This window comes from Candidatus Avelusimicrobium sp. (genome assembly GCF_056976295.1).
In genome coordinates this window covers 100,272-113,171 of the sequence record NZ_DBMCTG010000001.1, presented here as the reverse complement: position 1 = coordinate 113,171, position 12,900 = coordinate 100,272, and the positions used below count along the sequence as shown (strand labels likewise).

The following is a 12,900-nucleotide window of genomic DNA, read 5'->3' as shown; positions in this document are numbered from 1 at the left end:
TACCATAATATAGAACTTATATAGAAGTGTTAAGGAGCCTTTTATGACTATTGCGGCCGTTTATGCAGGCACATTTGATCCCGTTACGCTGGGGCACGCGGATATTGCGCGCCGTGCGGCACGTGCGTTCGGGGCACTTGTGGTGTTGGTAATTCCCAACGGAAACAAACAACCGTTGTTTAGTCCGGCGGAACGGGTGGCTTTGTTAAAGGAAACTTTTAAGGACGAACCGTTAATCCGCGTGGAACAGGCGGAAGGATTATTGGCGGATTACCTCAAAAAAAACAATTTGCATATTTTGGTGCGCGGGGTACGCGGCGCGGCGGATATGGAACACGAACTGACAAACGCTTATTATAATAAGTTGTTTTGTCCCGGGGCCGAAACGGTTTTCTTTCCGGCCCGTCCCGAATACGCTTTTTTAAGTTCGTCTGCGGTGCGCGAAGCCGCCGGCTATGGGGGGGATATTTCTTCCTTGGTGCCGCCGTGTGTGGCACGTGCATTAAAAGACAAGTTGGACAAATAGACATAATCCAAAAGACTTATATAAAAAATGGGTCTTTTGCTCCGTTGTGCAAGTTGGCAAAGTTTACTAAAATATAGGTGGAGACGGATAAAAGGAGTTTTAGATGTACTGCGCCAAAGACCAACAATTTGTGTGTCAGTGCTCGCCCCTGCAATTTTTAGCAATAAAAGAGGGGGGCGTGTCCGCTTTCCCTAATTCCTTAAAAATTTCCCGTATTCAATCAGCCATACCCCCGGAAATATGCCTGCCCAAGTGGCAGGGCCTATTTTTATATAGGGCTAAAAAACCTAGGACTTCTAGGTCTTTTGGCCCTATTTTTTTTGCGAACTTTTTCCAATAATTAAGGGAGAGGAGAACCTTATTATGAAAACAACCCTGTCGCTTTTACTCAGTTTTTGTATTCTATTTAGCAGCGTTTCCCCATCGCTGGCGCAATCTTTACCTGCTAAGGCCGGTAAAGGACTTGCCAAGCAAAGCCGGACCGTTGGCCAGGTGGTGAAAAGAGTCGCCGTCGTTCCCAACGTAAAATTGCCGTCCAATGTACAGGGGTATTCTGCCGGAGCGCGCGTGGGCCAAATGGTTCCCAATATCCTTCCCGGTGCGGTGGTGGCCCCTAATGCGGGTTCTGTGCAGGTTCCTTCCGATTTAATCCACTCTAAACTTGCGGCGTTAACCTCTCCTCACGCTTTGGCTGGTGGTGAACTGACTGATGGTTTGCCCGGTCCTATTTTTGCTCAAACCTCTCCAAAGGTTCGCGCGGCGGCTCTGCGCTCCCAGTTTGTTACGTTTTACTTGCACGGTAGCGCCAACTTGGTCCAGCAGACCGAAGCCGTTAAATTTTACCGCACGGAATTGGAAGTCTTGTCCGCCGCCTTTGCCAAACTTCCCAAAGGGGACGAACACTCCGTTTTATTGATTGCCTCCAATAAGCAACACGCTAACTATAAGGATGTTTTAAATTGCCACCACGCGTTGTCCGATGCGGCGGCTTTGGGCTTAGTGGGCACAAAAGCCGATGCCCCGGCCTTGATTAATTTTTATAAGCAAGCCGTAAACTCTCCCTTTGAAAAAACCGCGGAAGTAATTGCTGCCCGCGGTTTGTTGCGTCAAGGCGCTTATACCCAGTTACAGGAACTTGCCACCCTTACGGGGGCCAAAGGTCCGTTCTGGCAGAATTTAACCGCTGTGGCGCAAGAAAAAGGTTTGCCCGTTCAAATTACCGCTGTAACCGGTGAAGCCGCTCCTGCGTCCTCCGATATGGCCCGCTTCTTGAAATTGGGCTGCCCGCAAAACGTTTTAAATGCTGATATTTCCCGCCAGGCCACCCGCGATTGGTTGGAATTAGGCACCGTTCCGGCCGCCGAGCCTGTTGCCCCGGCGACGAAAGCGCAGCCTGCTGCTTCTCCCAAAGTGGAAATGCCGAAAGTGCAGTTGCCGGGAGCGGATTTGGCCTTATCTCCCACGGCTGTACCGACCGCCGGCGAAGCAGTAGCCGAGACCGCCGCGGTACCCGCTGAAACGAAGAGCACGGTGGAATTTTTGGGACGCTCCGAAAATGATAATTCTGGTGTAATGTACAGCGGTGTGCCCGTTTTTGCTATTGGAAAACTCTTTAAGAAAGGTGCGGCTTGGCTCAAAAACCGTTTTAGCAAAAAGGCTCCGGAACCCATTTATCACGAGCCGGGCTTGCACGACGCCACGCAAATTAGCGAGGTTTATTCCAATCTCCGCTCGCCCGAAGCCCCGGCCTCTGCTGATGAATTAATGGGAGCCGGCGAAGAAGGCCCGGTCCCGGTGTCGGAAAAAGGCTTTAAATTAACCCGCGTGGACGAAAACGGCATTGAACGCATTTTGCCCGTCAATTTGGAAATCAGCAACCGTTTCCGCGTAAAGGGTTATAACCGCGTGGCTTTTGCCTTAACCCCCAACTTTAAACACGGCTATGTGGCTGAACTGCGCAACCAAACCCAGCCGCCCTTGCGTATGGCGCACTTCTATATGCGCTTACAAGCGGACCAAGTGGGCTCTTTGGTTGATTTGGTGCGTGCCGCCGGGATGACCAAATTTAGTTTGAAACTGGAAAACCGCCCGGATGTGGTGTACAAAGCCGCTACCCAACAGGTAACTGATGCTGCCACAGGTGCTCTTTTGCCCTTGGAAGTAACTCTGCCGGAAAAAAGCGTAGCCCACGGCGAAAAAGTTGTGTTGTTGCCGGAAGGCAACTTGGCTTTGCAAGGCACGGATGGAAAAATTCACCACTTGTCCCGCTTTTATGTGCGCTTACCTAAAAACCAAATCGGCAAGTTTGTGGAAATTTTACGCCACAGCCCGACCAAATTTAATGTGTCTGTACATCCTACCCAAAACCGTGCGGACTTAATCGTGCGTGATGCTTCCTTGACGAACGTCAGTTTGGGTAAAACGATGGGTCCGGTGGTAAACGGTGCGCTTGGTATTGACGTAAGTGCCGCCAACGGTATGATGTTCGGTATCAACTATGTATTGCCCGGGTTGGCCTCTTTGTTGACCCCTGTACTTAAAAAATATGGCGAAAAGAACTTAATGGTTGTTTCTTTGGCTATGTCCACTGCTGCCGGCGCCTTGGCTACGGCGGGCGGATTCTACGGATTTGTAGAGGGTATGGCATTAAGCCCGGTACAGAAAGGTTTGTTCATTACCGCCTTATTCTTAATGAGCGGTTCCAGTATTTTGAAACAGTTGGTTTCCAACTTGCTTATCCGTGCGAACCGTGGGGAAGTAATTTTGAACGCGGCTAAGGATGCTTTAAAAACCGCCGAAACGGAAATGTCCGTTGCGGAAAAACAAGGTTTTGCAAAACTGGGCGAACGCGTAAAGGAATTTTTTACCAAAAAGTCCGAGGTCAGTTTGAAAGATATCGTACTGTACAATTTAAGTTTCGTGTACAAAAATGTAGGTACGCTTGCTTTCTTGGCCTCTCCGTATTTGATTAATCACGGTATCCAACTGGCGACCGGGGTAGATTTGGGTCTGGACTATTCTATCAGTTTCCCGATATATGCCGGTTACAGCGGTTGGGTGGCCTGGAAAGTCTGGCGTGCTAAACTGCGCGATGCGTATTCCGCCAAAAACTTGGAACAGAGCCAAAAAATGTTGCAAGGTACGCTGGATGCGGGGGCCAAAGTATTGGCCGAAGCAAAAGGAGAAGTGCCGTCCTTGGTTATTGACGAAGTGGCACGCGGATTTAAAGATTCGTTAGATGCGTGGGTGTTTGCCAACGTGAAAATGGATTCTTCCAAGAAAGCCAGCGATTTGTATAAAGGTGCTAAGGCGGAATTGTTCGCCGGATTGGAAAAACAATTAGCCGAACAATATAATGTTCCGGCTGACCGCCTGAACGACTTGGTACATAAGGTTAAACACTCTGTGGCGGTGCAGGAAAACACGCTTGGTAATATGGGCAAAATGTTAAAAGCCCCGGGTGTGGCGGCGTTGGCCTCGGCAATGACGTTGGCTACGATTCACGAGTTCGTCATTTCCAGTTCGTTTGCTACTTCTATGAAATCGCTTATCAGCCAAGGCGAATTTGCAAACTTCCTGATTGCCTGCTCGCTCTACTTGCCGTTTATCGTAGGCCGCTTGGGCGGTAACGTAGTAAGCCGCCGTATTAGCCCCGATACAATGTACATCCTTTGCTCTTCCTTGTCTGCCTTGGGTACAGGTATGATGGCTACCGCGGGCGACAGTGTGACGCAAACGATTGCGGGCGCGGCCGTAGCCAGTTTGGGCGTGGGTAACTTCTTTACCCAAATGTACGACTATATTATGAACCGCTACCCCAAACAGAACCGCGAACTGTCCTCTATCTTGGCTTTAACAATGGCAGTAGGCGGTTTGGGGGCTATCCCGGCGGGGTACTTAGCTTCTATGAGCGGTGCCGGTGTTCCGATGGATTTGTTGTATGCGGGTACGATGTTAGGAGCCAGTTTGCTTTTAACACCCGGTATGATGAGTAACTCCTCGTTGGTAAAGGGCGTGAAATACGAAGCCGGCCGCTTGTGGAAGAAGGTAAAAGGCGTATTTAAACGCGATAAAGGGGCCACTCCTACGAATTTGGATAATGCGGCTCCTGCCAACTAATAAGGTAAATTTTAGAACAACGCCCCGGGTATTTTTAGTGCCCGGGGCTTTTAATTTTATATCTATACTAAATTATCACCCTTGTCCTTGTGTTGTTATCCCGGAAGGTTTTTATCCGACTGTTGTCGTTGCCTTTGTGTTAATTTGCAACATTAAAAAGAGTGTTGTCCAATTAATCAACTGGGCGCGGAAAGCCTGCCGCCCGCAAGATGTTGCTCTTTGGGCAAGAAAAGAGCGACCCTGCAAACAGAGTCGCCCGATTATTCAGTAGAGTGCGGAAAATCTGCCGCCCGCAAGATGTTGTGCTTTGGGCAAGAAAAGAGCGACCCTGCAAACAGCGTCGCTCAATTATTCAATAGAGTGCGGAAAATCTGCCGCCCGCAGGGCTATTCCAGGAAATGCTGGCGTCCGCTGACAATAGACTCGGCACGCATTAGGGAAATATCAATATTTTTGCAAATATGGTCTTTGCCTAATCGTTTGATGAACCCGTATTTCTCCAAGGTTTTTAACACAGGTTTTTGGACGTGCGAGAGAATCAGTTGCACGCCATCTTTTTGGCAACTGTTAAAGATGCTTTCTAACGCGTGAAAACCGGTGGCATCCATAGCGGGTACGCTGCGCATACGCAAGATAAGAACCTTGCACTCTTTGTGATTTTCTAAGGAATCTACAAATACATTTGCCGCCCCGAAGAAGAACGGACCGTTGATTTCGTACACGCTTACATTGTGTGTAATAATTTTGGTATCAATATCGTCCTTTTGGTGCACTTCATCAAAAATATCATCATCCATATTCTTGATTTGATATACGTCGCTCATCCGCTTCATAAAGAGTACCGCCGCCAAAACGAGGCCGAACTCAATGGCTACCACCAAATCGGCCGCCACAGTCAAACCGAAGGTAACGAGCAAGATAGCCACATCGCTTGCCGGGGCCTTGAATAAAGCGCGGAAGGCCCGCCAACCGCTCATACGGTAGGCCACCATAAACAAAATGGCGGCTAAGGATGTCATCGGAATCAGGCCAATATATTGCATTAAGCACAGCATCATAATCAGCAGGAAAATAGCGTGTGCCATACCGGCAATAGGCGTACGTCCGCCGTTTTCAATGTTAGTGGCTGTTCGGGCAATCGCACCCGTGGCAGGTAAGCCGCCGAATAAAGCCGCCGCCACATTGGCGGCACCCGTGGCAATCAGTTCCATATTGGAGCGGTGCTTTTTGCCAATCATACCATCCGCCACGACGGCAGAAAGCAAACTTTCAATCCCGGCCAAAAAAGCAATTGTTAAAGAGGCGGGCAGTAATTTTTTAATGGTTGCCAGCGTAATTTCGCCCGGCATATGGGGCCAAACCAAGGTGCTGTCCACCGCGCCGAAAGTGGAGGTAATCGTCGCCACGTCTAAATGTGCAAACTTCACCACCAAAGTAGTAATGATAAGGGCTACCAGAGAGCCGGGCAACGCCTTCCATTTTTTAGGCCAAAAAATGATAATAGCCAAGGTTAAAAGGCCAACAGCCAAGGTTTCCCAATTTACCGCGGATAAATGGTGAAAATACAGATTCCATTTGGCAAAAAAGTCGCTGGGGATATTGGTCAAATTCAGTCCCAAAAAATCATTAATTTGCGTGGAAAAAAGCACCACGGCAATACCGCTGGTAAACCCGGTGGTTACGGGGTAAGGAATAAACTTGATGAACGCACCGAATTTAAAAAGGCCCATTAACATCAAAAAAATGCCCGCCATTAGCGTAGCGGTTAAAAGACCGGAAAGCCCAAACTCTTGGATGATACCATAGACAATAACCACAAAGGCGCCCGTCGGCCCGCCGATTTGCACGCGGGAGCCGCCCAGGAGGGAGATTAAAAACCCGGCTACGATAGCGGTTAAGAGGCCTTTTTCGGGAGTAACGCCGGAGGCGATAGCCAAGGCAATAGACAGAGGCAGGGCCACGCAAGCCACTACCAGCCCGGACGTAATATCTTTGCACATACGTTTGGGGGTAAATTCTTCGGGGTGGTTGCGCCAAAGCGTAACCAATTTAGGGAGTAAGTTCATAATAGTTTAACGGTTAAATAATCTGCGGAGCAGTTTGTCGTAATGCGGTTGCGGAATTTGCATACCGGGGGTGGTAATGCGGCCGGCGCGCGGGCCGTGGTAATCGGATCCGGCAGTAGCCAAAAGGCCGTATTTGCGGGTAATAGCCAGCAGGTCTTGTTTCATTGTAAAGGTGTGGGCCGGATAAAATACCTCTACGCCTTCCAAGCCGGCTTCGGTCCAAGCCGGGAAATTCCAATGCTCAGACACAATACCCGGATGAGCAATCACAGGCATACCTCCTGCGCGCTTGATGTGTTGTATAGCCTCAATGGCAGTTACCCCGGCAGACGGCACATAGCCGGGTTGTCCGGGCACTAAATAGCGGCGGAAGCCCTCTTGTCGGTTGGGAACAATGCCCTTGGCTTTTAGTGCATCGGCCACGTGTGCGCGGGAAACGGTGTTAGGGGCGCGGGAAAAAACTTCTTCTTCCGTAATGTCCACCCCGGCAGTAATTAATTGTTGGATGATTTTGCGGATACGTTCCCGGCGGTTTTGGCGGTTCTGTGCCAAAAAGGCTTGAAATTCCGCATTTTCCAAATCAATATTATATCCGGTAAAGTGTAAGTGGTCGTGTTCCCGGGTGCTGATTTCAACCCCCGGGGTAAAGAAGATGCGGTGTTCTTCGCACACTTTTTGTGCGCGGAGCACTCCGTCGGTTGTGTCGTGGTCGGTCAGCGCATAAACGGAAACCCCGGCTTTTAAAGCAGCGTGAACCACTTCTTCCGGGGTACAAGTTCCGTCCGAAAAATCGGAGTGTGTATGCAAATCTATCTTCGGCATTAAACGCGTTCCACCGCGGTTACTCCGGGGACGATTTCTTTAATTTTGCGTTCCACAACGGCTTGCAGCGTCATTTGGGCGTGCGGGCAACTGCCGCAACGGCCGTGTAAGCCTACGGTAACAATACCGGTTTTTTCATCTACACTAATCAGTTGGATATCGCCTCCGTCGGCTTGCAAAATGGGGCGGATATCGTCAATTACTTGTTGGACTTGTTCTTTCATAATATTCTCCAAAGGTTTATTTATCTTCTTTATTATATCTTTTTTGGAGGCTGCCCCGGTAAGAAAAAACTTGCAAAGTTTCGGGCAGTATTGCTATACTCTTTGTGTAGAGATTTTTTAGTTCGCCCTTTATAGGAGAAAGAAGAAATATGAAAAAAATTATTGCTTTGGCTATGCTCGTGCTTTTTGTGAGCGCTCCTGTTTTCGCCCAAAAGTATGCCAGCATCAATGCTAAAAGAGCCAACATCCGCACCTGCGCGGGTACGAAATGCGCTTTGAAATGGCACGCGTGGAGATACACCCCTGTCATTATGGTAAAAACCAACGAAGATAAAAGTTGGGTTCTTATTAAGGATTTTGAAGGTTACAGCGGTTGGATCAGAGCCGATTTGTTAAGCCCGAAAGGCGGTATGTCCGCTAAGGTGGATTTAAACGTCCGCAAGGACCCCTCCGCCTCGGCCGATATCGTTTGCACGGTAGCCAAAGGTTATCCTTTTAAATACTTGGCTAAAAAAGGCAAATGGATTCAAGTGTCCGATGAACCCGAAAATGCCAAAGACGGCGTTTGCAAAGGTTGGGTATATAATGCTAACCTGTGGGGTTTCTTTAAACAATAAGTTGAATTTGCCTGCACATAAGAAAAGGTCCTTTTGATAAGGGCCTTTTCTTATTCGGCGGGGAAAACACCCCTTGTCAAAAGGCAAAGTAAAGGGTAAAATATAAGTATGAAAAAGATTTTTATTACGGCTGCGGCCGCCAGTTTGGTTGCTTGCGCTTTCTGCCTGGCGCGAACCGTCAGCGAAGGGCGTTTTAATATCTCGGGTACGGTTACCGTGCCGGAGCGCTTGGCGTCTATGGCGCAGGCGGATAACAATTCCTGCGCGATTATCGTTAAGAACGAGGCAGATGTGCCCGTAGCCATTAAACGCGTAGTAAACCCGAAGTTCCCGCTTGCGTTTACTATGGGAGAAGAAGATTTATTAGCCGCTAATTTGGACGGCAATTTAAAGTTGGAAGTCCAAATCAACAACCACGGGCAGTTGGGTGTGGTAAAACAAGGGGATATTTTTGGCTCGGCAGACGGTGCCATTAAGCCCAATGCAAAAAATGTAACGGTTGCGGCAGATAAAACCTTGGGACGCGTCCAGTTGGCCCGCAATGTAAAGGGAAATTTTTTCCGTACGGCAGCCCGCTAACTTTAAAAACTAATATCAACCCGGGGCCAAAACCGTCCCGGGTTTATTTTTTCTTTTTCGGCGGAAAAGGGCTTGACTATGCGCCCTATATATAGCAAAATACAAGTAGTACTGTTTTAGGGGGAAAAATGAGACGCAGTTTATTTCTTTTAGCCACGCTTGCTATGTCGTCTGCGCTGTATGCGCAGCAGGATGCCAACGGCTACAACCGCGAAAAAGTATTGGATATTTTTGCCCAATATAATCCTGTTGTATTGGAAAATGCCAAAAATAATGCAGATTACAATGCCGTGTTGGAAAATCTGGCCGTTTCTTACCAGGCACCCGATACGGAGGAAGCCCGCTTTGAATTGATTTCCGTAGCGCGTAATTTTGATAATTCTATCCGTTTGCATATGCTTTCCGAACAATATGAGGAAACTTTGTTCCTCTCGGCTGTAAACGGGGTAGATTCCGCCGCAACGGATAAATATTTTACCCGCCAAGTGTCGGATGTGTTGGCCCGCGTGTGGGCGGTTACGGTCAACCTGCGCGAGGAACAGGCCAAAGAATATAAGCGTCAGTTGTCCCAAGTAAAAAAGGATAAAACCCTTTCTCCCGCGGACCGCTCGGCTAAAATTGCGGCTTTAAAGGCCAAAATTAAGGCAGTAAAGGCCGAAATCAAATCGCTTAAAAAGGACATCGGCGAACAAATTTCCGCTTCCGCCCAAGCGTATATACAGCAGGCGCAAGTCCGCGTGCAAACAAGGCTGGCCGCACTATCGGTTTCGGCAGAAGAAACCTCTTCTTTACAGACGGAACAAGCCTCCAATCTGCAAGTAAAAACCAACCATAAAAAGCCTGTCGCCAAATAACAGTTTCCGTACCTGCTCCTTTGCGGGATAATGTTGTCTTGCTATACTATTTTTAAAGAAAGGAAACTTGTAATATGATTAGAACTGTAATTGATAAAATTTTTGGAACCAAAAGCGAACGCGACCTTAAAAAAATTCAACACTATGTAGATGATGCTAACAAATTCACTGCTGAATTTGAACATTTAACCGACGAACAATTAAAAGCCAAAACCCAAGAGTTTAAGGACCGCTTGGCCCAGGGCGAAACTTTGGACCAACTGTTGCCCGAGGCTTTTGCCGTGGTGCGCTTGGCTGCGCAAAGAGTAATCGGACTGCGTCCGTATGATGTGCAAATGTTGGGCGGTATTGTATTGCACCAAGGCAAAATTGCCGAAATGGGCACCGGGGAAGGTAAAACCTTGGTAGCCGTGTTGCCCTCTTATTTAAACGCACTTACCGGAAAAGGGGTGCACGTGGTAACGGTAAACGACTATTTGGCCCGCCGCGACCGCCAATGGATGGGGCCTATTCACGAATTTTTGGGTCTTACCGTGGGCTATATCAACCACGATATGGATAATGCCAGCCGCCGCGAAATGTACGCCAAGGACATTACTTATGTAACCAATAACGAATTGGGGTTTGATTATCTGCGTGACAATATGGTAATCAGCCGGGAGGACCGTGTCCTGCGCCCGCTGAACTATTGTATTGTGGACGAGGTGGACTCCATTTTGATTGACGAAGCCCGCACCCCGCTTATCATTTCCGGCCCGTCCGAACAAAGTACCGATAAATATTATATCGTCAACCGCTTAATTCCGTCCTTAAAAATCCGTATGATTACGGAAAAGGACGAAGTTAAAGCCAAGTATGAGGGCATTAACTTGGACGAAGGCGTGGATGCTATTATTGACGAAAAGGCCCACACCGCTACGTTGACCGATACGGGTATCGCCAAAGCAGAAAAATTTTTAAATGTCTCCAACCTGTATAACGATGTGGAGTCTGAGTGGGTTCACCACATTAACCAAGCCCTGCGTGCGCACCACTTGTACGAACGCGACGTAGATTATGTGGTCAAAGACGGCGAGGTTATTATTGTAGATGAATTTACGGGCCGCTTAATGCCGGGCCGCCGGTGGAGCGACGGCTTGCACCAAGCGGTAGAAGCCAAAGAAGGTTTGCAAATTAAAGAAGAAAACCAGACCTTGGCTACCATTACGTTCCAGAATTTCTTTAAACTCTACAAAAAACTTTCCGGTATGACGGGTACCGCAATGACGGAAGCCAACGAGTTCTGGCAGATTTACAAGTTGGACGTGGTGGAAATCCGCCCGAACCGTCCCTCTAAACGCATTGACTACCCCGATTTGGTGTATTTGACGGAGCGCGAAAAGTTTAATGCCATTGTGGACGAGGTGGAAGATTTGTGGAAGAAGGGCGCCCCGGTGCTGGTGGGTACACGCTCTATTGAAAAATCCGAAAAGTTGAGCCATATGCTCCGCGCCAAAGGGATTCCGCACCAAGTATTAAATGCCAAATATCACGAAATGGAAGCCCAAATCATCAGCCAGGCCGGGCGCAAAGGGGCGGTAACGATTGCTACCAATATGGCGGGCCGCGGTACGGATATTGTTTTGGGCGGGAACCCGGCCAGTAAGCAGGAACAAGACGAAGTGGTGGCATTGGGCGGCTTGCACGTTATCGGCAGTGAACGCCACGAATCGCGCCGCATTGATAACCAGTTGCGCGGCCGCTGTGCCCGCCAGGGGGACCCGGGTTGCTCCCGCTTTTATATTTCGCTTGATGACGAATTGATGCGCTTATTCGCCAACACCACCAAAATTGCTTCCGTACTCAGCACAATGGGTATGAAAGAGGGCGAAGCCATTGAATCGCGCCTGATGACGCGTCAAATTGAAGGGGCGCAGCGTATGGTGGAAGGCCGCAACTTTGATATCCGCAAACAACTGTTGGATTACGATAAAGTAATGAACCAACAGCGCACCGCCATTTACGGTTTAAGAAACGCTATTTTAGACGGCGCGGATATGACCGATAAAACAATGCAGATGATGGAAGAAATTGTAGATGAATTGGTTGAACAATATTACAATTATTCCCACCCGCAGCGCTGTGATTTTGAAGCGTTAAACGTCGGTTTGCGCAATTTCTTCCCTGGCGAGTTCCACTTTACTGCGGAAAATGTCGGGCGAAAATCGCACGACCAGTTGGTGGATGAGATTATGGCACAGGTGAAGGATTTGTATCACGCCCGCGTGCTGTACTTTGCCGAACAAGGCGTTAACTTTGCGGAAATTGAACGGATGCTTTTACTGCAAATTATTGATAACGCTTGGAAGCAAAACCTGTACGAATTGGACCAGTTGCAAAACAGCGTTAGTTTGCGCGGATACGCCCAAAAGGACCCGCTGATTGAATATCAAAAGGAATCCTATAAATTGTATTCCGCTATGTTAAACCGCGTGCGCGACTTAATGGTCAGTTATATCTTCCGCTTGCAACTGCCTCCCCGCCGGACCCCGGCCCAACAGGCGCAGGCTTCTGCCGCCGCCAATCAGACGGAGCAAACGCCCAAACATATCGGGCGTAACGACCCGTGCCCGTGCGGAAGTGGTAAAAAATACAAAAAATGCTGTGGAGCCAATTTATGAAATATAAGATAAAAGAATTGCTTTTGCTTTGCTGTGCCGTAGGAGTGCTTGCACTCTTGCCGTTATTATACAGCAAGGACCAACCCATAGAGGTTAATGTCCCGGCGCTTAATTCTAAGGAAATGGATGCTAAGGCCGAGGAACAGCACAAGGAAGCCGCCGCTGCCGCCGTCAAGGCGCAGGTGCGCCGGATGTACCGCTGCCAAACCGACGAGGATTGTATTATTGTAGATAAGGACCCGTGCGGCTGTTTGGTGGGGCCTTCGGGCGTAACGGCTATTAACGCCGAGTACACCTTGGACTTTAATAAAATGCAATCCAATCTGGTGGCTAAGGCCTGTCCGGACAGAGCCCCCTCCACAGAGAGAGAGTGCAGCCCGAATGCACAAGCCGTATGTGTGGAAAATGTGTGTAAGATACGGTTTTAAGGAAT

Annotated in this window: 10 protein-coding genes; 7 read left to right on the top strand and 3 right to left on the bottom strand. The window is 48.7% G+C overall.

Translation table 11 applies throughout. The features are described from left to right. The first annotated feature begins 43 nt into the window (after positions 1–43). Together coaD and ACZOTW_RS00495 are read left to right on the top strand one after the other, a co-directional pair. A complete protein-coding gene (gene coaD / locus ACZOTW_RS00500; protein WP_428046220.1) occupies positions 44–526 on the top strand; it encodes a pantetheine-phosphate adenylyltransferase in 483 nt (160 codons plus the stop codon). Positions 527–889: 363 nt separating this feature from the next. After that, complete coding sequence (locus tag ACZOTW_RS00495; RefSeq protein WP_483997193.1) at positions 890–4,645, top strand: MFS transporter; 3,756 nt, start codon at positions 890–892, stop codon at positions 4,643–4,645. 386 nt (positions 4,646–5,031) lie between these two features. Here the strand turns inward: ACZOTW_RS00495 and ACZOTW_RS00490 are convergent, their stop codons facing one another. From ACZOTW_RS00490 to ACZOTW_RS00480, 3 genes are read right to left on the bottom strand one after another with little or no spacing between them, the layout of a single operon-like run. Further along, positions 5,032–6,711 (bottom strand): SulP family inorganic anion transporter, encoded by a 1,680-nt coding sequence (locus tag ACZOTW_RS00490; RefSeq protein WP_483997192.1) that lies wholly within the window; start codon positions 6,709–6,711, stop codon positions 5,032–5,034. Between the two features lie 6 nt (positions 6,712–6,717). Further along, positions 6,718–7,533 carry a PHP domain-containing protein gene (locus ACZOTW_RS00485; RefSeq protein WP_483997191.1) on the bottom strand — a complete coding sequence of 272 codons (816 nt, stop codon included), beginning with the start codon at positions 7,531–7,533 and terminating at the stop codon, positions 6,718–6,720. Further along, on the bottom strand, positions 7,533–7,757 hold the full coding sequence (locus ACZOTW_RS00480) for a NifU family protein (RefSeq protein ID WP_177746496.1): 225 nt from the start codon (positions 7,755–7,757) through the stop codon (positions 7,533–7,535). The genes ACZOTW_RS00485 and ACZOTW_RS00480 overlap by 1 nt, the downstream gene beginning before the upstream one ends. A 149-nt stretch (positions 7,758–7,906) precedes the next feature. On the opposite strand from ACZOTW_RS00480, the gene ACZOTW_RS00475 reads away from it, so the two are divergent. The 5 genes from ACZOTW_RS00475 to ACZOTW_RS00455 all read left to right on the top strand — a co-directional run bounded on the left by ACZOTW_RS00475 (position 7,907) and on the right by ACZOTW_RS00455 (position 12,895). After that, positions 7,907–8,374 (top strand): SH3 domain-containing protein, encoded by a 468-nt coding sequence (locus tag ACZOTW_RS00475; RefSeq protein ID WP_428046224.1) that lies wholly within the window; start codon positions 7,907–7,909, stop codon positions 8,372–8,374. A gap of 108 nt (positions 8,375–8,482) precedes the next feature. Next, positions 8,483–8,953: a hypothetical protein gene (locus tag ACZOTW_RS00470; RefSeq protein WP_177746492.1), complete on the top strand. Its 471-nt coding sequence runs from the start codon at positions 8,483–8,485 to the stop codon at positions 8,951–8,953. Positions 8,954–9,081: 128 nt separating this feature from the next. Then, positions 9,082–9,807 (top strand): hypothetical protein, encoded by a 726-nt coding sequence (locus tag ACZOTW_RS00465; protein ID WP_483997190.1) that lies wholly within the window; start codon positions 9,082–9,084, stop codon positions 9,805–9,807. Positions 9,808–9,881: 74 nt separating this feature from the next. Beyond that, the gene (gene secA / locus ACZOTW_RS00460; protein WP_483997189.1) at positions 9,882–12,467 is read left to right on the top strand and encodes a preprotein translocase subunit SecA; all 2,586 of its coding nucleotides are present in this window, start codon (positions 9,882–9,884) and stop codon (positions 12,465–12,467) included. Continuing rightward, positions 12,464–12,895, top strand: coding sequence for a hypothetical protein (locus ACZOTW_RS00455; protein ID WP_483997188.1), 432 nt, complete (start codon positions 12,464–12,466; stop codon positions 12,893–12,895). Before secA ends, ACZOTW_RS00455 begins: the two co-directional genes overlap by 4 nt. The last annotated feature ends 5 nt before the right edge of the window (positions 12,896–12,900 follow it).